At 64.9% G+C, this 24,833-nt stretch carries 20 protein-coding genes and 1 pseudogene; 8 read left to right on the plus strand and 13 right to left on the minus strand.

Features of this window, described 5'->3' with window-relative positions:
- Positions 1–87: 87 nt before the first annotated feature.
- Complete coding sequence (locus HL666_RS31120; protein WP_172185362.1) at positions 88–1,383, minus strand: cytochrome P450; 1,296 nt, start codon at positions 1,381–1,383, stop codon at positions 88–90.
- Positions 1,384–1,607: 224 nt separating this feature from the next.
- On the opposite strand from HL666_RS31120, the gene HL666_RS31125 reads away from it, so the two are divergent.
- The 3 genes from HL666_RS31125 to HL666_RS31135 all read left to right on the plus strand — a co-directional run bounded on the left by HL666_RS31125 (position 1,608) and on the right by HL666_RS31135 (position 5,243).
- Positions 1,608–2,780 (plus strand): isovaleryl-CoA dehydrogenase, encoded by a 1,173-nt coding sequence (locus HL666_RS31125; protein WP_172185364.1) that lies wholly within the window; start codon positions 1,608–1,610, stop codon positions 2,778–2,780.
- A gap of 215 nt (positions 2,781–2,995) precedes the next feature.
- Positions 2,996–4,129: a DUF898 family protein gene (locus HL666_RS31130; RefSeq protein ID WP_172134038.1), complete on the plus strand. Its 1,134-nt coding sequence runs from the start codon at positions 2,996–2,998 to the stop codon at positions 4,127–4,129.
- Complete coding sequence (locus HL666_RS31135; protein WP_172134021.1) at positions 4,104–5,243, plus strand: M48 family metallopeptidase; 1,140 nt, start codon at positions 4,104–4,106, stop codon at positions 5,241–5,243. Before HL666_RS31130 ends, HL666_RS31135 begins: the two co-directional genes overlap by 26 nt.
- Before the next feature lie 224 nt (positions 5,244–5,467).
- Here the strand turns inward: HL666_RS31135 and HL666_RS31140 are convergent, their stop codons facing one another.
- A complete protein-coding gene (locus HL666_RS31140) occupies positions 5,468–6,211 on the minus strand; it encodes a DUF2927 domain-containing protein (RefSeq protein ID WP_210262376.1) in 744 nt (247 codons plus the stop codon).
- 137 nt (positions 6,212–6,348) lie between these two features.
- Positions 6,349–6,921 carry a L,D-transpeptidase gene (locus tag HL666_RS31145; RefSeq protein ID WP_172185366.1) on the minus strand — a complete coding sequence of 191 codons (573 nt, stop codon included), beginning with the start codon at positions 6,919–6,921 and terminating at the stop codon, positions 6,349–6,351.
- 280 nt (positions 6,922–7,201) lie between these two features.
- Between HL666_RS31145 and HL666_RS31150 the strand changes: the two genes are divergently transcribed.
- Positions 7,202–8,749, plus strand: a complete 1,548-nt coding sequence (locus HL666_RS31150) for an acetolactate synthase large subunit (RefSeq protein WP_172134023.1) — start codon at positions 7,202–7,204, stop codon at positions 8,747–8,749.
- A 131-nt stretch (positions 8,750–8,880) separates the two neighbouring features.
- Positions 8,881–9,396 carry a hypothetical protein gene (locus HL666_RS31155; protein WP_246740029.1) on the plus strand — a complete coding sequence of 172 codons (516 nt, stop codon included), beginning with the start codon at positions 8,881–8,883 and terminating at the stop codon, positions 9,394–9,396.
- 89 nt (positions 9,397–9,485) lie between these two features.
- Here the strand turns inward: HL666_RS31155 and HL666_RS31160 are convergent, their stop codons facing one another.
- The 10 genes and pseudogenes from HL666_RS31160 to HL666_RS31205 all read right to left on the minus strand — a co-directional run bounded on the left by HL666_RS31160 (position 9,486) and on the right by HL666_RS31205 (position 21,080).
- Positions 9,486–9,686 carry a hypothetical protein gene (locus HL666_RS31160; protein ID WP_172114697.1) on the minus strand — a complete coding sequence of 67 codons (201 nt, stop codon included), beginning with the start codon at positions 9,684–9,686 and terminating at the stop codon, positions 9,486–9,488.
- Positions 9,687–9,914: 228 nt separating this feature from the next.
- Positions 9,915–11,081, minus strand: a pseudogene (gene nhaA, locus HL666_RS31165) (Na+/H+ antiporter NhaA).
- 477 nt (positions 11,082–11,558) lie between these two features.
- The gene (locus tag HL666_RS31170) at positions 11,559–13,058 is read right to left on the minus strand and encodes a sensor histidine kinase (RefSeq protein WP_246741668.1); all 1,500 of its coding nucleotides are present in this window, start codon (positions 13,056–13,058) and stop codon (positions 11,559–11,561) included.
- Complete coding sequence (locus HL666_RS31175) at positions 12,940–13,593, minus strand: response regulator transcription factor (RefSeq protein ID WP_172114695.1); 654 nt, start codon at positions 13,591–13,593, stop codon at positions 12,940–12,942. Before HL666_RS31175 ends, HL666_RS31170 begins: the two co-directional genes overlap by 119 nt.
- A 63-nt stretch (positions 13,594–13,656) precedes the next feature.
- Positions 13,657–14,976 carry a c-type cytochrome biogenesis protein CcmI gene (gene ccmI / locus HL666_RS31180; protein ID WP_246741669.1) on the minus strand — a complete coding sequence of 440 codons (1,320 nt, stop codon included), beginning with the start codon at positions 14,974–14,976 and terminating at the stop codon, positions 13,657–13,659.
- On the minus strand, positions 14,973–15,458 hold the full coding sequence (locus HL666_RS31185) for a cytochrome c-type biogenesis protein (protein ID WP_172114693.1): 486 nt from the start codon (positions 15,456–15,458) through the stop codon (positions 14,973–14,975). The genes ccmI and HL666_RS31185 overlap by 4 nt, the downstream gene beginning before the upstream one ends.
- 17 nt (positions 15,459–15,475) lie before the next feature.
- Positions 15,476–16,012 (minus strand): DsbE family thiol:disulfide interchange protein, encoded by a 537-nt coding sequence (locus HL666_RS31190; protein WP_172114691.1) that lies wholly within the window; start codon positions 16,010–16,012, stop codon positions 15,476–15,478.
- Positions 16,013–16,020: 8 nt separating this feature from the next.
- Entirely contained in the window at positions 16,021–18,009 is a 1,989-nt protein-coding gene (locus HL666_RS31195; protein ID WP_172185384.1) for a heme lyase CcmF/NrfE family subunit, read from the minus strand.
- A 286-nt stretch (positions 18,010–18,295) separates the two neighbouring features.
- On the minus strand, positions 18,296–19,792 hold the full coding sequence (locus tag HL666_RS31200; protein ID WP_172185368.1) for an ankyrin repeat domain-containing protein: 1,497 nt from the start codon (positions 19,790–19,792) through the stop codon (positions 18,296–18,298).
- Positions 19,779–21,080: an NAD(P)-binding domain-containing protein gene (locus HL666_RS31205; protein ID WP_172185370.1), complete on the minus strand. Its 1,302-nt coding sequence runs from the start codon at positions 21,078–21,080 to the stop codon at positions 19,779–19,781. The genes HL666_RS31200 and HL666_RS31205 overlap by 14 nt, the downstream gene beginning before the upstream one ends.
- Before the next feature lie 557 nt (positions 21,081–21,637).
- Between HL666_RS31205 and HL666_RS31210 the strand changes: the two genes are divergently transcribed.
- The 3 genes from HL666_RS31210 to HL666_RS31220 form a co-directional block, all read left to right on the plus strand.
- On the plus strand, positions 21,638–22,315 hold the full coding sequence (locus HL666_RS31210; RefSeq protein WP_246741670.1) for a pyridine nucleotide-disulfide oxidoreductase: 678 nt from the start codon (positions 21,638–21,640) through the stop codon (positions 22,313–22,315).
- Positions 22,316–22,327: 12 nt separating this feature from the next.
- A complete protein-coding gene (locus tag HL666_RS31215) occupies positions 22,328–23,686 on the plus strand; it encodes a cytochrome c3 family protein (RefSeq protein ID WP_172185374.1) in 1,359 nt (452 codons plus the stop codon).
- 524 nt (positions 23,687–24,210) lie between these two features.
- A partial coding sequence (locus tag HL666_RS31220; RefSeq protein WP_283814801.1) for a cytochrome c3 family protein occupies positions 24,211–24,833 on the plus strand: 623 nt, incomplete at its 3' end.

A 24,833-nucleotide genomic window follows, 5' to 3' on the forward strand; every position in this document is an offset into this window, starting at 1 on the left:
AAAGTCTGGATTGCTTCGTCGCCTTCGGCTCCTCGCAATGACGGATTCGCAGATAGTTCGTACGCGAAATCGTCGAGCGGATTAAACTTACGCCGCAATCCTCACCGGCAATGTCTCATACCCCTTCACGAAGCTGGAATAGACCCTCTTTGGCTCGTCCATCACGTCGATATGATCGAAGCGCTTCAGGATCTCCTCCCAGATGATCTTGAGTTGCAGCTCGGCCAGCCGCAGGCCGACGCAGCGGTGGATGCCGAAGCCGAAGGACAGATGCTGCCGGGGCCTGGAGCGATCGATGATGAAGTCGTAGGGGCGCTCGATCGCGGCTTCGTCGCGGTTGCCCGAGACGTACCACATCACCACCTTGTCGCCCTTGCGAATCTGCTTGCCGCGGAACTCGATGTCGGCGAGCGCCGTCCGCCGCATGTGCGCGAGCGGGGTCTGCCAGCGGATCACCTCCGGCACGAAGCTGTCGATCAGCGCCGGATTGGTCTTGAGTTTGCGGTACTGCTCCGGATGCTGGCTGAGTGCGTAGATGCTCCCGGACATGGTGTTGCGCGTGGTGTCGTTGCCTCCGACGATCAGCAGCACGAGGTTGCCGAGGAAGTTCTTCGGATCCATGTTCCGCGTCGCCTCGCTGTGCGCCATCATCGACAGCAGGTCGCTCTTGGGCGGCTGGCTGGCACGCTCCTGCCACAGCCGCGCGAAATAGCGCGCGCACTCCATCAGTTCGGCCTGCCGCTCGTCCTCGGTCGCGACCAGGCCGTCCGGTCCGGGCAGCGTTGTCGCGATGTCGGACCAGCGCGTCAGCTTGCGGCGGTCCTCCCAGGGAAAGTCGAACAGCACGGCCAGCATCTGCGTGGTCAGCTCGATCGAGACGCGGTCGACCCAGTCGAACACCTCGCCGACGGGCAGGTTGTCGAGGCATTCCGCCGAGCGCTTGCGGATGTTGATCGCGAGCTCGTCGAGATGCGTCGGCGTGAACATCGGCGCCACGGTCTTGCGCTGCGCGGCATGACGCGGCGGGTCCATCGCGATGAAGCTTTCTCGGCGGAGATCGGGCGGCACGTCGCGGATGGTGATGCCGCCGAGCGCCGAGGCCGAAGAGAATACCGCGTGGTTGGTCTCGATCTCCATGATGTCGTCGTAGCGGGTGATCGACCAGTACGGACCGAACATCGAGTCCCGGCAGTAGTGCACCGGGTCCTCGCGGCGCAGCCGGTCGAAATAGGGCCAATGCGTGTCGGTGCGGAACAGCTCGGGATGGCCGGGATCGAAGTCGGCGAGCGGCAGCGATGCTGCGCGGCCGGCGGCCCGTTCGATGACGCGCTCGCCTGCCGCGGCGGGTCGATCTGCTTCGGCCGTGGTGGTGGTCCCGTGCATGGACGTCTCCTTGATGGCCAGCTTCTATTTGTCCGGCGACACTTGGCGCGATTACATCCTGCCCGGGAGCGCGGGGCAAGCGCTGAGTTTGCCGGGAGCCGCCAGGGCCGGTCTTGCGTCGCAAGGCTGGTGTTCACCTGGATGTCGGGCGTGACAAGCGCCACGTCACGGAATATGGCTTTGGGCCATTGTTGCAGAGCAGAAGACTAGCAGGAGGCCGCCCCATGATCGCCAACGCGCAGCGCATGTTCAATTTCGATCTCGGCGAGACGGCGGACGCGATCCGCGAGACGGTGGCGAGCTTTTCGCAGGAGCAGATCGCGCCGCGCGCGGCCGAGATCGACCGCTCCAATCAGTTTCCACGCGACCTCTGGCCTCGGATCGGCGAGCTCGGCCTGCACGGCATCACGGTCGAGGAGGAGTATGGCGGCGCCGGGCTCGGCTACCTCGAGCACTGTATCGCGATGGAGGAGATCTCGCGCGCCTCGGCCTCGGTCGGTCTGTCCTACGGCGCCCACTCCAACCTCTGCGTCAACCAGATCCGCCGCAACGGCAACGAGGCGCAAAAGCGCAAATACCTGCCCAAGCTGATCTCGGGCGAGCACGTCGGCTCGCTGGCGATGTCCGAGCCGCAGGCCGGCTCCGACGTGGTGTCGATGAAGACCCGCGCCGACAAGAAGGGCGACCGCTTCGTCCTCAACGGCAACAAGATGTGGATCACCAACGGTCCGATCGCCGAGACGCTGGTCGTGTATGCCAAGACCGATCCGCAAGGCGGCCCGCGCGGCATCACCGCCTTCATCATCGAGAAGGGCATGAAGGGCTTCTCGACCGCGCAGAAGCTCGACAAGCTCGGCATGCGCGGCTCCGATACCTGCGAGCTGGTGTTCGAGGATTGCGAGGTGCCGGAGGAGAACGTGCTCGGGCAGGTCGGCCGCGGCGTCAACGTGCTGATGTCGGGCCTCGACTATGAGCGCGCGGTGCTCGCCGCAGGGCCGCTCGGCATCATGCAGGCCTGCATGGACGCGGTGCTGCCCTATGTGCACGAGCGCAAGCAGTTCGGCCAGCCGATCGGCACGTTCCAGCTGGTGCAGGGCAAGGTCGCCGACATGTATACGACGATGAACGCCGCGCGCGCCTACGTCTACGCCGTGGCCAAGGCCTGCGATCGCGGCGAGACGACCCGCGAGGACGCCGCGGGCGCGATTCTCTTTGCGGCGGAGAAGGCGACCCAATGCGCGCTCGACGCCATCCAGCTGCTCGGCGGCAATGGCTACATCAACGACTATTCGACCGGGCGGCTGCTGCGCGATGCCAAGCTGTACGAGATCGGCGCCGGCACCAGCGAGATCCGGCGCATGCTGATCGGGCGGGAATTGTTCGACAAGACGTCGTGAGACGCCGGCCGGCCTGAGGCGCGCGCGAAAGATTCGCGTTCGCCAATCGGCCGGGCGCGATATTTATTTGCGCTTCGCCCCGGCCGGTGTTTTTTTCCGGCCGAGTTGCGTGCAAAATGCGTCGCCCACCTCGAACCTCGGAGTCGCCGCCGCGACGAACAACCGAGGTATTTTGTATGTCATTGCGTGTGTCGGAGGCGCGAGCCGTGAACCAGATGAGTTATGTTCCGCAGCAGCCTCCGCCGCTTCCGCCGCTCGCCGCGGTGTTTTCCGGCGCACGCGGCGAGTTCTTCCGGCTGGTCAGCCGTGGTGCGGCCATCGAACTGATCACCCTCGGCTTCTACCGGTTCTGGCTGGCGACCGACATCCGCCGGCATCTGTGGGTCAACACATCGGTCGATGGGGACGCCGCCGAATATACCGGCCGCGGCAAGGAGCTTCTGATCGGCTTCCTGTTCGCCATGGCGATCCTGGTCCCGATCTACCTTGCCTATTTCCTCGTCACCGTGGAGGCCGAGCGGTACCAGGGGTTCGCCAGCGTGCCGCTCGTGATCGCCTTCTACGCCTTCGGCCAGTTCGCGATCTATCGCGCGCGGCGCTACCGGCTGACGCGCACGGTCTGGCGCGGCATCCGGTTCTGGATGGATGGCTCGGGCTGGGCCTATTCCGGCCGCGCCATGCTGTGGACGCTGTTGGCGGTGCTGACGCTGGGATTGGCTTGGCCATGGCGCGCCGCAGCGCTCGAGCGCTACAAGATGCGGCATTCGCATTACGGCGATCTCAGCGGCGACTTCGAGGGACGCGGCTGGGAGTTTTTCAAGCGGGCCTGGTATCTCTGGGTGATCGCGCCGTTTGCGATGCTGTTGTTTCCCTTGCTGCCGTTCGTCTATGCGCAGTTCAAAGCCGTCGAATGGCGCTGGTGGCTGTCGGGCATCCGCTTTGGCGGCGTGCGCCTGGAGTCGACCTTGCCGGGCAACGCATTCTACGGCCTGTATTGGAAAGTGATCGGCTGGTGGATCCTGTTGTCGATCGCATCCGGCGCCTATTTCGGCGCTGTGGCCTTTCTGATGCACAGCCTGCTCGGGCTGGGGAGCGATGAGCTGCCGCAGGCCCAGGCGCTCTCCAACAACATTCCGATGCTGGTGCTGCTGGGGCTCGGCTACGTCGCCTGGATCCTGGCGCTCAACGTCGTGATGCGCCTCTATCTGGTGCGCGACATGTGGGCGACGGTGCTGCAATCGGTTCAGGTGCATGGCGTCGAGGCCATGGCCAATGTCGCCGCAAAGGGCGATCTGGCCAGCGCGCTCGGCGAGGGGTTTGCCGATGGACTCGACGTCGCCGGATTCTGATCCCGAGCTCAGCGCGGCTCGCGCTGCCGAGGGCGTGCCGGCCGAGCCGGCGGCGCCGTCCGGCAGTCCTGCGACCTATTTCGACGGACTGTCGAACCGGCGGCAGACCGTTACGATCGGCTTCGCCAATCAGCTCGTGATGCGCAGCGCCGACAATTTCGTATCCTGGCCCTATGCGGACATTCGTCGTGTCGACGGGCCGAGTGGCACGCTGCGCGTCAGCTGCTTGTCGGCCTCGCCGCTGGCACGGCTCGAGATCCGCGACGCCGCGGCTGCCGCCGAGCTGATCGCGCGGTGCAGCCATATCGACGAGAACCGGCTGACGCGCGGCGGAATCGCGCGCATCGTCGCCTGGTCGCTGGCGGCTGCGGCGTCCATCGTCGCGATCGTGCTGGTCGTGCTTCCCTTTGCCGCCGAGCGGCTGACGCCCCTCGTTCCACCGGCGATGGAGCGCCATCTCGGCGAAGCGGCCGTGGTGCAGATCCAGGCGCTGTTCGGCGACAAGCTCTGCAGCGAGGCGGCCGGGCAGGCGGCCTTCGCCAAGCTGGTGACGGCGCTGCGCCGGCCGGCCGGGCTCGACGACAGCATCGCCTCGCAGGTGCTGGATACCCCGATCCCCAACGCCTTCGCCTTGCCGGGTGGCCGCTTCTTCCTGTTCCGCGGGCTGCTCGACAAGTCGAACGATCCGGACGAGGTCGCCGGCGTTTTGGCCCATGAGCTCGGTCATCTCAAGCATCGCGACAATCTGCGGCAGCTCATTCACAACGGCGGCAGCTCGTTCCTGATCGGGCTGTTGTTCGGCGACGTCACCGGCGCGGGCGCCGCGGTCTTCGCTTCCCGGGCCATGATCGACGCGTCCTATTCGCGCGAGGCGGAGGAGGCGGCCGACAGTTTCGCCATCGAGGTGATGCGCAAGCTCGGCCGACCGACCCGGCCGATGGGCGAATTGATGTTCCGCATCACCGGCAAGCAGGACGGCAAGCTGTCGCTGTGGTCGAGCCACCCCCTGACCGAGGATCGCCTGGCCCGCATGCGCGCCGCCGACCGCCCCGCCAGCGGCCCGCCGCTGCTGAGCGCCGAGGAATGGAAGGCGATGAAGGGGATCTGCAAGTAGCTGAGTTGGCGACGCCTTCTCCCCAAATCCGGTATCGTCCCGGCGAACGCCGGGACCCATAACCACCGAGTCGGATTGTTGGAAGAAGGTCTCGCCCAGCGTGCTCCCATCGCAGGGCCGCGGCGTATGGGTCCCGGCGTTCGCCGGGACGACACCAGAGCTTGACGCGAGACAGGGGCTTCATCTGAGGGCCAAGACGATGCCCCACTAGCTGAGCTTCCGCCTCACTCCGCCAGATCGTTGACCTGCTTCACCCAGGCCCGGACATCCGTCAGCACGGCCGGCAGCACCGCCTTGACCTCGGCCAGCGACATGCCGGCCTTGACGCGCGGGTCGTACAGCATGTTGAGGATGTACTGGTCGTAGACGTCGAAATAGCCCATCGAAACGTTGTCGTTGAACATCGTCCAGGGCACGCTCGCCGTATCGTTGATCGGCCCGAGCGATTGCAGCAGCTCCTCATAGGCGCAGTCGAGGAAGACGAAATCGCCATTGTCGACGGTGAGGATCACGTCGGAATGCTCGATCTCGAATGCCTCGTTCTTGCGGAAGCCGGACAGGCATTGCGGATCGAGCGAGGTCTTGATCTCGCGGGCGCGCTCGCTGCCATAGGCCTGGCTGATGGTGTGGTAGAGGTCGCGGTCGCGTACCAGCTTGACCCGGACGTTGGCGTCGCCGTTGGTCTCGGTCATCGCGATGTCGAGATGACGGACGCGGGCGGCGATGTCGCCCACGACCTTGGCGAGCTGCGCCTTGCGGTCGGCGCGGCGGCCGTCAGCGAACACGCGCACCGGCGCGCTGTACTTGCGGATGCGATCGACGCGCCCGGCGAGATGGTATTCGGCGCCGAACGCGGTCTTGAAGAAGCCGTCAGTGATCTCGGCGTCGGTGAAGCTCTTCTTCTCGGCGCGCTGGCGCGCGGCGATGGCCGGAATCTCCGCGGTCGAGGCCGGCAGCGGGATCGTCATGGTCACGATCGAGGCCAGCGCGGCAGTCAGGGCGACTGCCGCGGTCCGGGCCGACCGCCGCAAGCGGATGGCTTGCTCCCGGCGATGATAAGCGCTCCGGCCTTGCGACATGATCCCGCGTGCAACTCGCCCGTGCTTCAGTTCTTGACGATCACCGTGGTGCCGACCGAGACGCGGTCGTAGAGATCGGTGACGTCGTCATTGGTCATGCGGAAGCAGCCCGACGACACCGCCTGGCCGATCGTCTCCGGCTCGTTGGAGCCGTGGATGCGATACAGCGTGGATCCGAGATACATCGCCCGCGCGCCGAGCGGGTTCTCGATGCCGCCGGCCATGTGACGCGGCAGATCCGGGCGGCGGCGCAGCATCTGCGACGGCGGGGTCCAGGCCGGCCATTCCTTCTTGGCGGTAATGCGATGGACGCCGCTCCAGCGGAACCCGTCGCGGCCGACGCCGATGCCGTAGCGCAGCGCCTGGCCGCCCTGCAGCACCAGATAGAGCCGGCGCTCGGAGGTGTTCACGACGATCGTGCCGGGCGCATAGTCGCCCTGGAACATGACCCTCTCGCGCGGAATGGGGCTGACGCCGCTCTGGTAGAAGTTCGTCCCGCCGCCGAAGATGTCCCTGGTGTCGAACATTTCCGCCCGCGCCATCCCGGCGCTTGCCATCAACGCGATCGCAGCAATTCCCAAAGCAAGACAGCGCTTCATTTCCATCCCCTGGCAAACATCAAATTCCGCCCGCAGACAGGCCATAAACGGTTGCATTCCGCAACCCACGGCGGCGTGAGGCCGGTATGTGGCGGCGGTCCGTGACCCAAATCCCACGGAAAATCCTGGGGCGCGCGGGTCGAACACCCTGTTAGCCACGACGGCGCATGGGCGCCGCGGCGATGGCAGCAATGCGGCCAGCCCCTTTGACGCGGCCGGCGAACAATGATTGATCTGCCCGGCATTGCAAATGGCGCGCGGACTTAAACGGGAGAATAGGATGAACGGTGCGGAAAGCCTGGTACGGACCCTGGTCGCGGGGGGCGTTGACGTCTGCTTTACCAATCCGGGCACCTCCGAGATGCACTTCGTCGCAGCGCTCGACCGGGTCGAGGGCATGCGCTGTGTGCTCGGCCTGTTCGAGGGCGTGGTGACAGGCGCGGCCGACGGCTATTTCCGCATGAAGGGCACGCCGGCCTCGACGCTTCTCCATCTCGGCCCCGGCCTCGCCAACGGCCTCGCCAATTTGCACAACGCCAAGAAGGCGCGCTCGGGCATCGTCAACATCGTCGGTCAGCACGCGACCTACCACATCGGCTTCAACGCCCCGCTGACCTCGGACATCGAGGGCCTGGCGCGGCCGATGTCGGACTGGGTGCGGACCTCGCCGAGCGCCAAGGCCGTGGCCGCCGACGGCGCCGCCGCGATCGCCGCCGCCAAGAGCGCGCCGCCGCAGATCGCCACCCTGATTCTGCCCGCCGACACCGCCTGGAACGAGGCCGACGGCATCGCCCCGGTTCCGGCCGACGCGCAGCGCCCGAGCTATTCGGCTGACGCAGTCGAGAAGGCCGCGAAGATCCTGCACGCCCACGGTCCGGAGACCCTGGTGCTGATGACCGCGGGCGCACTGACCGAGCAGGCGCTGACCTTCGCCCAGCAGATCGCCGGCAAGACCGGCTGCCGCGTGATGGGCCAGACCTATCACCCGCGGATGGCGCGCGGGGCAGGGCGGTTCTCGATCGACCGCATCCCCTATGTGATCGAGCAGGCGCTGCCGATCCTGAAGAACTACAAGCACATCGTGCTGGTCGAGGCCAACGACCCCGTCGCCTTCTTCGCCTATCCGAACAAGCCGAGCATGCTCAAGGCCGAGGGCACCGAGGTGCACCGCATGACCGCCTGGGGCGAGAACTCCGCCGCCGCGCTCGAGGCGCTGGCCGGCCATCTGGGCGCCAAGGCCGCAGACGTCAAGCCGCAGCCGCTCGCCGAGTTGATCAAGCCGACCGGCGCGCTGAACCACACGACGATCGCCCAGGCGATTGCCTATGCGATCCCGGAGAATGCGATCGTGGTTGACGAATCCATCACCACGGGCCGCGGTTTCTTCCCGCCGACGGCGGCGGCAAAGCCGCATGACTGGCTGCAGAACATGGGCGGCTCGATCGGTTTCTCGACTCCGGTCGCGACCGGCGCCGCGGTGGCTTGCCCGGATCGGAAAGTGATGTGCCTCGTCGGTGACGGCAGTGCGATGTACACGATCCAGTCGCTGTGGACCCAGGCGCGCGAGAACCTCAACGTGGTCACGGTGGTGTTCGCCAACAGGATCTACCAGATCCTGCGCGGTGAGTTCGACGGCGTCGGCGCAGGCGAACCCGGCCAGCGCGCCCAGGACATGCTCAAGATCGACCGCCCGACGCTCGACTTCGTCGCCATGGCCAAGGGCATGGGCGTTCCGGGCCGCGCCGTCACCACGGCGGACGAGTTCAACGCCGCGCTGGCGGAGGCCAATGCAGAATACGGCCCGCGCCTGATCGAAGTGCAGATGTAAATCCGCAACGCCGGCGGCCGCAAAACGGCCGCCGGCCGAGGGAAGGCGCCTCGCCTCGATTTATGGGGTTGGCGACTCACGCCGATCGCGTGTTCATGGTGAGGTGTCCTTCTCTCCTGTATCCGAGCGGCATGCACAGTGAACTGAACCGGCTGATCTCCGCGCTGCAGGAGTTCTACGCGCGCGAGCGCTACATCCTCGACCGGGATCTCGGCGAGCGCGCCTTGACGCACCGGCTGGCGGTGCATCTCGAACGCAACTTCCTCGGCTGGGACGTCGATTGCGACTACAATCGGCTCGGCGACCGCGCCATGCTGCTGCCGCGCGGCGCGATCGTCTCGACCGATGACGAACTCGGGAAGTCGATCTACCCCGACATCGTCGTGCACAAGCGCGCCGTGCCCGACAATCTGCTGGCGATCGAGGTCCGCAAGGCGAGCAACCATCAGCCGCTGGCGCACGACCGGCACAAGCTGATGGCCCTGACCGACCCGCATCTGTGGTTTGCCTATTGGATCGGCGTCTTGGTGATTCTCGACCGTCGCAGCGTGATCACGCCTGAGATCTATGTCGGAGCCCGGATCGATCCGGGGCTGTCCGCGTGGTTCGCGGGAAGATTGCAGCAGATGGGTCTGGCCGGGGGCTGAGATGCTCGCCGGCGGACCTTCACACGAGGAAGGGCCGCCCCGCATGGAGCGGCCCGATCTCGTCGGCGATATTCGCGGGTGACCGCGCCTTACTTCGACATGGCGTCGCCGGACGACTTCTTCGACGACTTCTTCTTCGTCTTGCTCATCTTCATGTCGTCGCCTCCGCCCATGGCGTCGCCGCCCTTGGCCGCCTGGCCGGTGGTCGTCATCGGCTTCTCGGTCGACTGGGCAAGAGCGGCCGACGAGACGAAGGCGAGGGCGGCGGTGGCGATGATCAGTTTACGCATGCGGAAAACCTCCGTGGGTTGGAAACGCCAGGAGCATAGGCGGTTTCGAACCGCGGCGTTCTGACGCATGGGTCAGGAAAACGTGAGAGTTCCGCCCTGCAATTGCCGCCTTGCGCCATCGCCGCTGGAGCTGGCTGGCGCATTCTGTGGCGAATGTGCTGGACGCAGGGACGACATGCGTGGGCGAGCGAGGTCAAAATGGCCGGGTGAGCGCGATCCGATTGCCCTTCATGCCGGGCTATGTCCCAACTGGGGCGGGTCACGCCTCGCGGGCAGACTCAGCAGCGCCATGCCGAGTAGTCCGGACATCAGAGATCCCAGCATAACAACGACCTTCACCTCGTTCTGAAGCGTCCCGGCGCTGGGGAATGCAAGAAGGCCGATGAACAGGCTCATGGTGAAGCCGATGCCGCACAGGACTGCCACCCCGTAGATCTGGTGCCAGGCCGCTCCGTCAGGTCGTTCAGCCAGTCCAAGGCGAATGGCCATCCATGTCGCGGCAAACACGCCGATCTGCTTGCCCAGGAACAGGCCGGTCACGATGCCGATCGTCACGGGCTCCTTCAGCACCACCCAGGCCATTCCGGCAAGAGAGACGCCGGCGTTCGCGAAGGCGAAGACAGGCAGGATCACGAAGGAGACCCATGGCTGGATTGCATGCTCCAGCCGGAGCAGCGGTGACTGGCCGGCTCCCGACGCAGGAATCGTCAGTGCGAGTGCGACACCTGCCAAGGGCGTGGACGCCGGACTGCAGCGTGGCAAACCAGAGGACGGAGCCAGGGATCAAGTAGACCCACACCCTGGCAACCCCGGCTCGATTGAGGATCAGCAGCATCAAGATGATGGCTGCTGCCGCCGCGAGCCATCCGAGCAGAAGATGATCGGTGTAGAAGACCGCAATGACCGTGACCGCCGCAAGGTCGTCCAGAATGGCGAGCGCGGTCAGGAACACCTTGAGCGATGCCGGAACGCGGGAGCCGAGCAGGCCAGTGCTCCGAGAGCGAACGCGATGTCGGTGGCTGTCGGTATCGCCCACCCGCGAATCGTCTCGGGATCGTTCAGGTTGAAGCCAACGTAGAAGAGGGCGGGAACAGCCATTCCGCCTACCGCCGCAAACGCCGGGAGCGTCCTACGCGGCCAGCTTGAAAGCTGCCCTGTCAGGAACTCGCGCTTGATCTCCAGCCCGACGAGCAGAAAGAACACCGCCATGAGAGCGTCGTTGATCCAATGCAGGACGGACAGACCCGCGACGTATCGCTGGAGAGTGCCGAAGTAGACATCTGATGCCGCAGAGTTGGCGATGATCAGAGCGGCGGTCGCCGAGATCATCAGGATGACGCCGGCGCCCGCTTGACTGGCCGCATGACGCTTCAACGAATGAAACAGTGGCAACATCGTATGGTCTATGCCAGCCGCAGGCAGTCAAACCTTGTGGCTCTGACACGGATGCGGCCAATCGCTGCGGCCCGCATGGCTCGATGCTCCCGGCAAGCGACGGAACCTGGGCAGCCGCATCGTCCGAGATGAAGACGAAGATCTCGGTAGCGTCGCTCCCTAACGATGAACCTGACAGCCGCCGCGCGGATGGCGCCGCTTGTCAGAGCACCGGCGACGATTTCCGATTCTTCGGCCTGTCGAAGCATGGCACTTGATCCGGACTACGACCGCAGGATGTGCGGCCGATTCGCTGGCGCATTTCGCCGCGTCCGCTCTTGAGCGAACGCCGCCCCGCGCGTGGCCCATGCCACCCTATTTCCGGATCTCTCGTCTCGGTCGGCGAGTGGCTCGCTTCGGTGGAGCGAGCCGAGCCCTGCAGGGAGAGGCCTGCGAGGCGAGGGCATTTGAGGCGAGGTGGTGACAGAAGAAGCCGAGTTAGAACGAGCTTGGGCTGGTTTTCTTTTTCAGCGCGAGCTTGAGGGCGGCGCCCCCCATTCTCGAATTCTCGATCCACAGTCGACCATCATAGAGGCTGATCAGGTCGTGGGCGATCGCGAGGCCGAGCCCGGTCCCCGGCTTGGTGTCGTCAAGTCTCGTGCCCACATCGAACACGCGTGTTCGATGTTCGACGGGAATGCCCGGCCCATCGTCCTCCACCGTGATCAACACGGTGCTCTCGAGGTCCTCGATCGCAATCACGACGCGGTCGCGCGCCCATTTGGCGGCGTTGTCGAGCAGGTTGCCGATCAGCTCGGTCAGATCGTTGGTGTCGCAGGCGACGACGAGGTCGGTCGGGCCTTCGACGTCGAACCGCCGCTCGTGCCCCGGGCCAAATCGAGAATAGGTGTTGATGACGCTCCTCAGCACGTCTGCCAACAGCGAGCACGCGCCCGCATTTGCGATTCCGGACGCCTTCGCGCGCGCTGTCTGATAGTTGATCAGCAACGCCATTCGCGAGCATTGCTCGGAGAGGACCCGGGCGTGATGCTCCTGGCCGGACGCCCTCAGCCGCGCCGCTTCCTCGTCGAGAATGGCCAGCGGTGTCTTCAGCGCATGTGCGAAATTGCCGGCGAGCACGCGGGCGCGATCAACCATCGTGAGATTGGCCGTGATCATTCCGTTCAACTCGGTCACCAGCGGCATGATTTCCCCCGGAAGGTCCTCGGGCAGGCGGGTGGTCTTGCCGCTGCGCACGTTCGCGATGGCGAGACCCATGCGTTGCAGCGGCCGCAGTCCGTAGACGACCTGGGCGTAGGCGGTGCCGACCATGGCGAGCGCCATGAAACCCAGCATCGCCACCAGCGTCAGATTGAGGTGCTGCATCTCGTCGCTGATGAGCCGCTCATCCGCACCGACCCGGACCTCGACCGGTTGCCCGAGCCGAGACGGCTCGCTGACGGTTCGAACCATCCGCAGCGGCCCGGTCGGCCCCTCCACATTCGTCAGCGTCGACATGGTGTTCGGGGGGCCGTCGCGAGGTCGGTCGGGGGTGAATGACAGAAAGAGATCGTCCTGCAGCGACGGCGAACGCGCGCTGCTGCCGTTTTGCAGATTGACCTGCCAATACATGCCGGACCGGGCAGGGGAGAAACGCGGGTCGCTCAGATGACGGGTGATGATTGGCCGCTGCGCTGCGTCGAGCTCCACGAGATCCGCGAGCTCGCGGGCATGATCGAGCAGGTCATGATCGATGTGCGCCTCTACGACGCGGCGAATGATGATCGAAAGCCCGAGTCCGCTGGAGAACAAGACGATCGAAATCCAGATCGCGGCGACGGCCATCATTCGGGCCCGGAAGTTGCGACGGAACATTGTTCTATCCGAAGCGATATCCCAAGCCTCTGATGGTGCGAATGCAGTCGCGTCCCAGCTTTCTCCTGAGCCGGGCAATGTAGACCTCGACGGTGTTGGAGTCGCCATGATCGTTGCCGGCATAGATGTGGTCCAGCAGCTCGGTCTGTGACACGATATGATCGGCACGGCGCATGAGGAGTTCGAGGACACGCAACTCGAGTGCGGTCAGGTCGACGATCTCACCATCCTTCTTGACCGAGCCTGCCGCAGGATTGAATTCGATCTGACGGAGACGGAGCACCGCCTCGGGTCTGCTGCCGACCCGGCGTAGCAGCGATTTGACACGTGCGACGAGCTCCTGGGCCTTGAAGGGCTTTTCGAGATAGTCGTCCGCTCCCGCGTTGAGACCGTTGACGCGCTCGGCCCAGCCGCTGCGCGCGGACAGGATCAGCACCGGCATCGTGTGTCCCGTATGACGCCAGCGCTGCAGCACGTCGAGGCCCGAGATGCACGGCAGACCCAGATCGAGCACCGCGGCGTCGTAGGGCTGGCTGTTGCCCAGCATCCAGCCTTGCCTGCCATCTGTCGCGAGATCCGCCTCGAAGCCGGCGTCGGCCAGGCTTTCCTTGATGCGCTCGGCGTAGACGGGCTCGTCCTCGATGAGCAGAATGCGCATTTGCCACGACTCCGGTTTGCAGAAGGGGGCCGACGATGCGAAGACGCGGATCGGCCCCGGACGCTATGGATTGATCCCGAGCTGCCTGGCGGCGTCGGCGATGCGCGTGCGTTCGGGGACGTCCTCTGCGAAGATCGACAAGGCGCGTTGCAGGGATTGCTTCGCCGCCTCGTTCTCGCCCAGCACCACCCGCGAGCGGATCAGCTTGATCCAGCCCTCTGCATCTCTCGGCGATTGCTCGAGCCTTGCCGCAAGGCCATCCACCATGCCGCGGATCATGAGGCTGCGGTCCTCCGACGACATGGTCTCCGCCTTGCGGATGTCGGCGGCACGCGGGCCGCGCGGTTCGGCCGGCTCGCTTGCGGCCGTCTGCCCGGAGCGCAGCAGCTGCTGCATGCGCTCGGCGGAGAGGTCAGGCCGAACGGGCGAGGGCGAGCTGTCGCTCTCTCCGAGCTCGCGGCGAAGTGCGTCGAGCCGCTGCTTGAGATCGGGCAGCCACGGCTCGTTCGGATCGGCCTCCGAGACGATGGCGGTCCAGTCGGCCATCGCACCTCGTTTGTCGCCCTCCTGTTCCTTCACGACGCCGACGAAGAACCGGGCGCGCGCATCCTTGGGATCGAGCCTGAGGGCTTCATCGAAATCCGCGCGCGCGTCTGACGTGACGGCGCCGTCCGCGGCCCGTACCAGCGCCTCGCCTCGCGCGCTACGGTATTCGGCCGAGCCGGGCCGCAGCTCCGTGGCGCGCCCGTAGGCCTGTGCCGCCTCGGCAAAGCGCTCGATGCTGAACAATGACCAGCCGAGCAGGCGCCATCCGTCCGCATCCCGGGGATTGCGCTCCAGCCGCGTCTGCACACGCTGGATCATCTCCTCGACCGGCGGCAGGCCGCTGCCCTGCTGCGGCCGGTCGCGTCCGTCCTGCCCGGTCATCTGCTCAAGCGAGGCAATGGCCTGGCTGCCGGCGTCGGATCGCGCCTCGCCGACCGACCTCGCGGTCGTGCTGCTGGCGGTCTGGCCCGACCCGGCTGCGGGCACATCCGGATTTCCGACGACCGCGTACAGAGCGACGGAGCCGAACACCACCGTCGTCGTGACGACCATGAGTGCGAACTTTCGTTCCGAGCTGGTGAGAGCGACGGCCGGCGGCTGTTCAGCGGCAGCCGCGGCAAGAATGCGCCGTCTGATCTCGTTGGCCGTGGTCTCGCCGTCCGACCGGTCGATCAGGCCGCGGGCCATGTCGTTCTCGATCTCGCGGAGCTGGTCGCGGTGCACGGCTAGTCCCTGCGCCGAGGCCAGCTGTCTCCGCTCATAGCCGCGGATGAAGGGCGTCGAGATGAGTACGGCGGCCACGGAAATCATCGCCGTCAGGATCAGCCACAGCATCATGAAAGGCTCCGTCGATCGAGAATCGCCTCGATGGCTTCGAGTTCATCGGCGCTGAGCGGAGCGGTGCGCTCCGTCTCGGGCGCTGCCGCATTGGCCGACGCTCGGCGGACGTAGCGGCCAAAGACGACGATGGCGCTCAGCAGCGCCAGCAGCGGGCCGATCCACAGCGGGATCGTATTCCATTGCAGGGGCGGCTTGAGCAGGACGAAGTTGCCGTAGCGCGCGACCAGGAAGTCCACCGCCTGCCGGTCGCTGTCGCCGGCCTGCAGGCGATCGCGCAGCAGGACCCTCAGATCATGCGCCAGCGGGGCGTTGGAGTCGTCGATGCTCTGATTTTGACACACGACGCAGCGCAGCTCCTGACCCAGCGCGCGCGCCCGCGCTTCCAGACGCTCATCCCGCAGCATTTCGTCGGGAAGCACTGCACGAGATGGCGACACGCTCACCGCCAGCGCCAGCGACGCGACGAGCAGCGCAGTCATTCGAATCCGCGGCCGACTCATGACTCGCTCCTCAAGGCCTTCAGAAGGGGTTCGAAATCGCTGCGCCACACCTCCTCGGTCAGCGGGCCGGGATAGCGGAAGCGGATGCGACCGGCCCGGTCGATCACGAAGGTCTCGGGAACGCCGGTCACGCCGAGATCGATGCCGGCCCGGCCGGACTCATCGGAGCCGACACGGGCATAGGGACTGCCATGCTTGGCAAGCCAGCGCTTGCCGTCGTTCCGATCGTCCTTCCAGTTCAGCCCGTAGATCGGGATCGCGGCGCTCTCTGCGAGCTTGAGCAGCATCGGGTGCTCGACGCGGCATCCGGGGCACCAGGATGCAAACACGTTGAGCAGCAGGACGTCGCCTTGCAGATCGGTATTGGCAAGACCGGCGCTCTTGCCGTCAAGCGATGCGAGCTGGAAGCGCGGCGTCGGCTTGTCGATGAGAGTCGAGGGCATCCGCCGAGGATCGTTTGTCAGGCTGAACGCCAGCCCAACGGCCAGCGCGGCGAAGGCGATGACGGGAATGAGATAAGGGAGGCGCGGCATGTCTCGTCCTATTCGGCAGGAACGGCCGCAGGCACGGCCGGCATCGCCCGGCGCGGCGCACCGACGCGCAGTCTCCGGTCGGCCAGCGAGATGAAGCCGCCGCAGGCCATCATCAGCGCGCCGATCCAGACCAGCGGCACGAGCGGATGATAGTAGCAGCGCACGGCCCAGCCGCCCTTGTCGTCGGGATCGCCGAGCGTCACGTATACGTTCCATATCAGGTTGGTGCGGATGCCCGCGGCCGTGGTCATCTGCTGCCGGACGGGATAGAAGCGACGCTCGCTGGACAGCTGCGTGAACGGCCTGCCATTCCGCGTGATGTCGAAGACGCCCCGCTCCGCTTCGTAGTTGGGGCCTGGAAACTTCCCGATAGACCGCAGCTTGATGTCGTAGCCCGCAAGCTGCAGGCTCTCGCCTGGCCGCAGCATCTGCACCTTTTCGCTGGCCCACGCCGCCATTCCCGTAATACCCGCCACGGTGACGCCCATTCCAGCATGGGCCAGCACCATCCCGTAGACCGCGAGCGGCGTGGTGCGCGCGAGGTTGAGCGAGGTCGCCAGCGGGGTCGCCGGGCCGAGGCGCATGCGATGCACCAGCACCGTCAGCGAGCCGACGACGAGCCAGACGGCGATGCCGAAGAACAACGCGACCAGGAAACGCTGTCCGAATGTCGCAATCAGGATGGCGATGACGACGAATGCCGCAAGCCCTCCGCCGAGGCGGAGCCGCTGCAACGCCGCGACGAACATGTCGCGCTTCCATTTCAGAACCGGGCCAACCACCATGGCGAGCAGCACCGGGACCATGATCGGGACGAATGTCATGTTGTAGTACGGCGGGCCGACGGAGATCTTGTCGTTCCCGAGCATGTCGACGAGAAGCGGATAGAACGTGCCGAGAAACACCGTGGCGACGGCTGCGGTGAGCAGCATGTTGTTGAGCACCAGGCCGCTCTCGCGGCTGACGGCTGCAAACAATGCTCCGCGCTTCAGGCCCGGCGCCCGGATCGCATACAGCGTCAATGCCCCGCCGGTCGCCACCAGGATCAGCGCCAGGATGAAGGCGCCGCGCGACGGGTCCTGTGCGAAGGCATGAACGCTGGTGAGTACGCCGGATCTCACCAGGAAAGTGCCGATCAGGCTCAAAGAGAAGGTCACGATCCCCAGCAGGATCGTCCAGCTCTGCAGCGCGCTCCGACGCTCGACCACCAGGGCGGAATGCAGCAGCGCCGTCCCCGCAAGCCACGGCATGAAGGAGGCGTTTTCGACGGGGTCCCAGAACCACCAGCCGCCCCAACCGAGCGTGTAGTAGGCCCACGCGCTGCCGAGCGTGATTCCGATCGTGAGAAAGCACCACGCCGCCAGCACCCACGGCCGAACCCAACGGGCCCAGCTTGCATCGACTCTGCCCTCGATCAGCGCGGCAACCGAAAATGAGAAGGCCATCGAGAAGCCGACATAGCCCAGGTAAAGAAACGGCGGATGAAACGCGAGCCCTGGATCCTGCAGGATCGGATTCAGGCCGTTGCCTTCGAGAGGAGCATCGATCAGCCGCGCGAACGGATTCGAGGTCGAGACGATGAAGGTCAGGAAGCCAAGGCCGATCATGCCGTGGACGCCAAGCACGTTGCACTGCAGCCTGTCCGGCAGGTTGGTCCCGAACAGCGCAACCGCCGCGCCGAACACCGAGAGAATCAGGACCCACAACAGCATGGATCCCTCGTGGTTTCCCCAGACCCCAGAGATCTTGTAGAGCAGCGGCTTCAGCGTGTGCGAATTGGCTGCGACGACCTGCACCGAAAAGTCGGAGTGGACGAACAGCGACGTCAGGCATGCGAACGCGATCGCGACGAACAGAAACTGAGTCAGGGCGGCGTGACGAGCGAAGCCGGCGATCATTGCGGACTGGCGATGCAGCGCCGCAAACGGAACGATCGACTGCACCAGAGACACGACAAGCGCGAGAATGAGTGCAAAGGATCCAGCCTCCGCTGTCATGTTAGCTCCCCGACCGCAGCGACCATTCCTGCGACTAATTATCAAGTGTCTGTGATGAGTTGACACTCAATGCGCCCAATGAGGCATCATTCGTACCGAATGATGATGATCATTCGACGTGCGTCGTAGTGTAAATGCAACTGATTTGCATCGGCTATTCGGGAGAGCCGCATGATCGAATATTCCGCGACGAAGCAACTTGCTGGTCGAGGAATGCCCGCTGATACCTCTTCATAGCTCGCGCGGCGAATGCCGCATCGGCGCTGGTGCAGAACCGGCTTGTCAGCTATTCCAAGAGCTTGGCAATATCGCTGTGGCCGCTGGCTGTCGCAATGTCCGCGGCACGTTCGCGCCGCTTGTTCTTCAATTGCTTCTCGGCTCCGCCGGCGAGCAGGCTCTGCACGATGCCGATATGGCCGTCATTCGCGGCCATCATCAGTGCGCTCATGCCCTGGGCGTTGCGCAAGTTCGGATCGGCTTTGCGTTTGAGAAGTTCGGCGACGACATCGGCGAGCCCCGCGCGGGCGGCGAGAATCAGCGCGGTGTTTCCGCTTGTGGTCGCACGTCTGGGATCGGCGCCATGCTCCAGCAGAAACAGCGAGGCTGGGGCACTGCGACCTTCGATGGCGGTGAGCAACGGCGTCTTTCCATCGGCGTCGGCGCGGTCGACGCCGGCGCCGGCACGGATCAGTTGCTCGAGGGCCCGTACATTGCCGTTATTGGCGGCGTGCCAGAGTGCGGTACGGCCTTGCATATCGGCGGCATTGAGGTCGGACTTCTGAACGAGCTGCCGATCGAGCGCGTCATTGGCGCATGATCCGACCGCGATGATCAGCGGAGTCCGGCCGTCCGCTGTCGTCGGCAGGCCGCTCGAAGCGCCGTCGAGAAGCGCGGCGGTGGCAGCGCCGTTGCAGCGGCTGACCGCGATCAGCAATGCAGTCGAGCCGTCCGGCCGCGCGGCGGATGGATCGGCCGCCCTCGTCAGCAGCAGTTTGACGACGTCTGGGTGATCCTTGTCCGCGGCCAGCATCAACGGCGTGTCGCCGCGCCGGTTGCTCGTGTTTGGGGTGGCGCCTGAGGCCAGCAGCAGTTCCACCAGCCGCAGATGCCCGGCTGCCGCGGCGATCGCCAGCGGTGTATCGCCGTCCTCGTTGACGGCATTGACGTCGGCCTTGGCAGCGATCAACTGACGCATTGGATCGAGCTGACCGCGGAGGGCCGCATCGATGATGGCAGGATGGCCATTTCGCATCGCGGCCTGCGCATCGAGCGTCGGAGGCGGCTTGCGCGCTGCTACGCGCTCCGTCTCGCGGGTGCGGGGGAGCGAAGGTCGATTGGCCATGTCGACCAGCAACCGCTCGGCGGGCTGATAGCCGGCCGCCGCCGATTTGCGCAGCCAATCTCGCGCGCGCTCGGGATCGGCCGGCGTTCCGCGCCCCGCGAGATACATCGCCGCGACATTGTATTGCGCCTTGACGTGTCCCTTCCTTGCACTCGCCTCCATCCATCTGAACGCCAGCGCGTCATCGGATCGGGTGCCGAGACCCGAGCGGTAGAGTGATGCAAGCCGGTACTGCGCCTCCGGATCGCCGGCGCTGGCCGCGCGCTCGAGCAGCTTCACGGCTTCCTCGGGACGTCCGGCCCGGATCGCCGTATCGGCAGCCTGGCTCGCGCCGGAGTTTGCGCTCGTCGTCGCGTCGTCGGACAGCGCCACCGACGCCATGTTCAAGCTGACGAGGCAGATCAGGGGAATGATGACGAGAGAGGTTCTACGCCGTGCCATATTTCGTCTCGACCTCGATACCCATGCTCTTCAGGAATGCGGTGGGCAGAATGCCCCCGACGCAGACGATGACGGCATCGTTTGGGATCGTGCTCATGCGGCCGTCGGCATCGATCTCGACGTCGTCACGGCCGATCCGTTTGACCGACGAGTTGTAGATGACGCGAAGCCGGCCCGATCGTGCGGCGGTCTCGACCAGCTGGCGGTTCTTCAGCTTGGCGCGATTGAACGACTCGCTGCGATGCGAAAGCGTCACGGTCGTCCCAGGCTCGTCTGCGATGGAGCAGGCGGCTTCCAGCGCGGCATCGCCGCCGCCGACGACGAGCACGTGCTGGCCACGATACTGTTCGGGATCGATCAGCCGATAGACGACCTTGGTCTGCTCCTCGCCTGGAGCCTCCAACTTGCGCGGCGTTCCGCGGCGCCCGATTGCCAGGAGCACGGCATGCGTTCTGTAATTGCCGCGGTTCGTCCTGACATCGAAACTGTCTCCGGCTCGCGTGACGGCCTCGACGCGCTCGCCGACGTTCACGTCGAGACGGGCCTTGCGCACGATGCTCATGAAGAAGGCGATCAGCTGTTCCTTGCTGAGCTCCCTGAAATTGAACTTGCCCGCGAGCGGCAGCGTGAAGGGGGCGGTCATCACCAGCTTGCCGCGGGGGAAGTGCGCGACGGTGCCGCCGAGCGAGTCCTGTTCGAGGGTGACGAAGCGCAGCCGATGCTGCAGGCAGGCGAGACTGGCGGAGAGTCCGGCCGGACCACAGCCGACGATCACGACGTCGAGCATGTCGGACTTGCCGATGGTCTTGAGCTTGCGGACGGAGTCGATCGCCTGGCGTCCCTGCTCGATCGCGTTGCGGACCAGCCCCATTCCGCCGAGCTCGCCGGCGATGAAGAGGCCCGGCACGTTGGTCTGGAATGCTTCGTCTACGTTCGGAATGTCGATGCCGCGAGTCTCGGTGCCGAAGACCAGCGTGATGGCGTTCACGGGGCACACCGCCTTGCAGGCGCCGTGTCCAATGCAATGCGAGGGCTCCACCAGCGACGCCTTGCCGCCGATGAGGCCGAGAATGTCGCCCTCCGGACACGCCCTGACGCACGAGCCGCAACCGATGCACAAGGCGGGATCGATGATCGGATGAAGCGATGCAGGCTCGAGAAGACCGGCGTCCCTGGCGGCAGAGAGCTTCGCGACGCTCTTTATTTCTTGTCTCTTGCGCACGGCCATGTAGGTGGCCCAGACGCCGAGCATCGGAGCCGCGTAGACGATCAGGAGATCGAGCGCCATGTCGTTCTCGCTCCCTCTATTCTACGAACTAACCGAAGACCGTGAGAGTCGCTGACCGCAGCGCGAAACGGTCGACGGCGGTGCTAGATGCAAATTTCTCTCAAGAGATGTCGACATAGAAATTCCAGAATGATCTGTCGTCTTGCAGACGAGGATTAGGTCATTCGTTGAACAGATGGCGTCGGCGGAAATATGGCTCGCGCTGATATCGGACTAATGACGCCAGTGTCGGAAGATCGGAGGAGTTGTTGCAAGTGGTTATCACTAAATGCTCTCCTGATTGAGATGCGGAGATCTGCAGGTAAGCCGGACATCCGCCGATCCGGCAATCGGGTTTCGCAGGACGCGTCAAGGACATGAGCAGGGCAACGGTCGCTCGCGTGAGCGGCAATCCTCTTCGCGGAGCCGTTCCGGTCGTCGTCACGGTCATCGTTCTCGGAGCGATTGCCGTCGGCTGGCTGCAGAAAGAGGAGGAGTATATTACGCCGGGATCCGGCACCGGATACTGGCTCGGAATCTACGGCAGTGTCGCGATGCTATCGCTGCTGGCCTATTCGATGCGCAAGCGCTTCAGGTCGCTGCGCGGGATGGGATCGGTGCCGTTCTGGTTCAGAACCCATATGCTGCTCGGCGTCGCCGGCCCCGTGCTCATTCTGTTTCATGCGAATTTCAGGCTGGGAGCGCTCAACAGCAACGTGGCGTTCTTCGCCATGCTGATCGTGGCGATCAGCGGTGTGATCGGCCGGTACATCTATGGCAAGATCCATATGGGCCTTCACGGCGGGAGGGCGCGTGTCAAGGAGCTGGTTGCGGAAGCCGAGGCAATGAGGACGGAGCTCGGTCAGGAGATGCAGGCTGCATCGTTCGTGTCGCGGGAGCTCGCCGCCTTCAGCAAGGGGCTCGACAACAAAGTGCCGCTGACAGCGCTGGGCAGCCTGCGGACGGGAGCGATCATCGCGGCGCGCACGAGGCGGCTGCGTGCCAACGTGGTTGCGGAAGCGCGCCGGCTCATTCGCGCTGAAGCGCGGCTGGCGCGATGGTCGTGGTCCGAGCGCCGGCGCCGCGAGAAGCGGATCGAAGCGGTCGTGCGGCGGTACGCTGCGGCAGTGCGGAAGGCCGCTGAGCTGACATTCTTCGAACGGTTGTTTTCACTGTGGCATGTGCTTCATCTGCCGCTGTTTTTCCTCATGCTGCTGGCGGGTGTCGTTCATGTCTGGGCCGTGCATCACTATTGACGGAGTTGTGTGATGCGGTGGCGCCTCGCGGTCCTTGTCGCCCTCCTGGTCGGCGTGGCCATGCTGTCGGCCGGACTTCGAGCGCAGACGTTGCTGGAGAAGCTGGTCATGCCCGGCCCGCTGACCGAAAAGCACGCCAAGCTCGAAAGCGAATGCGGAAAGTGCCACGAAGCCTTTACGCGGAAGGCGCAGTCGGGCCTCTGCCTCGATTGTCACAAGGAGATTGCCGTCGATCGCAGGCAGCGTGAGCGTCTGCACGGACGCGACCAGGCGGCGCTGACCCAGGAATGCAGGCAGTGTCACACCGACCACAAGGGGCGAGGGACCGACATCGTCCAACTCGACAAGGAGACCTTCAACCACGACATGACGAACTACCGGCTGGTCGATGCGCACAGGAACGTCCCTTGCGCAGGATGCCACGTCGCGAAGGTGAAATTCCGCAACACGCCGTCGACCTGCTTCGAGTGTCACAAGGCGCTCGATCCGCATCGCGGCCGCCTCGGTGAACGCTGCGAAAGCTGCCACACGGCGGTGAAGTGGCGCGCACCAAAGGAGTTCGACCACACGAAGACCCGGTTTCCCCTCGTAGGCGCCCACAAGTCTGTCGCCTGTGCGACGTGTCACTCCGGCCAGCAATACAAGGACCTGCAGACGTCGTGCGGCTCGTGCCATCGTCTTCAGGATGTCCATGGCGGCCGCTTCGGCGACAAATGCGAGACGTGTCACGATCAGGACAAGTGGAAGACGGTCCGCTTCAATCACGACAAGACTCGATTCCCGCTGCGGAATGCGCATGCCAAGGTGAAATGCGAGAGCTGTCATACCGGCGACCTCTATCGGGACAAGCTCGCGACGTCGTGCGTGTCCTGTCACCGCAAGCAGGATCCGCATCAGGGCAAGCTCGGCGAGCGTTGCGAGACGTGCCATAGCGATATCGGCTGGCGGAAGAAGCTCTCCTTCGATCATGAAATCACACGTTTTCCATTGATCGGCCTGCACAAGTCGGTGCCCTGCGAGGAGTGCCACCGCACTCCGACCTACAAGAACACGCCGATGGCCTGCGAGAGCTGCCACAAGGATTTCCATCAGGGGAAACTCGGCGGGCGGTGTGCGACGTGTCACAATCCGAACGGATGGCGGCTGTGGCGCTTCGATCACGCGCGGCAGACGCGATTTCCGCTGGTCGGCGTTCATCAGAAGATCACGTGCGAGGCCTGTCATAAGGCGAAGTCGCCGCCGGACCTGAAGCTGCCGATGGATTGCTTCAGCTGTCATCGCAGCTCGGACGTGCACAACGGCACGTTTGGCCAGACGTGCGAGCGCTGTCATGTCGCGACGGGATGGCGCAACGTTCAGATCAGGAACTGATTCGAGCGGCTGCCCGGCCGCATCGGACGTCGGGAGATCCCGTCGAGCTGAGATGAGCTCGCAGGAGCGGTCTCGCGGGATGCGCCGCGAGAACGTCGTGAGCGAAGCACGCCGGAATCCCTACGAGCCATTCAGCTTGAGTTCAGCTTGGCCCAGTTTTGGGCCAGCTTTACGCGTCTCTGGAAGCCCTGTCGTAGGCGTACCATGCGCTGCCTGATCTAGCTGATGACTTAGTCTCCGCTCGATCAACGTGGCGCTGGATTAAAGGAGCGGGGGGCGTTCGGCGTATTCGGTGGCTGGGGAGACGTGCCGCCGGGCCGTACAGGAAATCTGCGGAAGCTATTTAGGTTTGTCGCGGCGACCGTCGATCAGCGAGACCCGGAAGGTCTCTGCTCGATGAGTCCGATCGCCGTTGCACGTCCGGATGGCGATCGAGTCGCGAGTGAAGATCGGAGTTCGAGTTGGGCAGCTGCTACAGCAAGCTGGGGCTGTTGGCGCGAGCATCGCACCGTCTGGTGCGGTGGTTGCTCGCTGTTATGCTGCTCGCCTTCGTATTTGCAGGGCAGGCTGCTGCACAGAGCTCGTTCGACCATCTCTCGACCGGCTTTCCGCTGACCGGAGGCCATGTCGGGGTGGAGTGCTCGTCGTGCCACGTCGGTGGGCGGTTCAAGGGCACGCAGACGCAGTGCGCCAGTTGCCACAACGGCGCGCAGACAGCGGGCATGTCGGTCAATCACCCGATGACCACGCGGCGCTGCGAGAGCTGCCATCAGACCTCGACGTGGAAGGACGTTCGCGCGCTCGATCATACTCAGGCAAAGGGCTCGTGTACGACCTGCCATAACGGCGTGATGGCACGTGGCAAGCCGAAGAGTCACGTCACGACGACCGCGCCGTGCGATGTGTGCCACAGGTCGACGGCCAGCTTTCGTATCAGAATGAAGATGGATCACGCCGGCATCGTCGCCGGCTGCGCCAACTGCCACAACGGGACGACGGCGCGCGGCAAGTCCGGCAACCATCTACAGACCAATCTGCCGTGCGAGACCTGTCACACCGGCACGACCAGCTTCGCTGGTGCCGGCTTCAAGCATGCCGCGACCGACACCAACTGCGCGGCCTGCCACAACGGCAAGACCGCGATGGG

This window comes from Bradyrhizobium aeschynomenes (genome assembly GCF_013178945.1).
Taxonomy (GTDB): domain Bacteria; phylum Pseudomonadota; class Alphaproteobacteria; order Rhizobiales; family Xanthobacteraceae; genus Bradyrhizobium; species Bradyrhizobium aeschynomenes.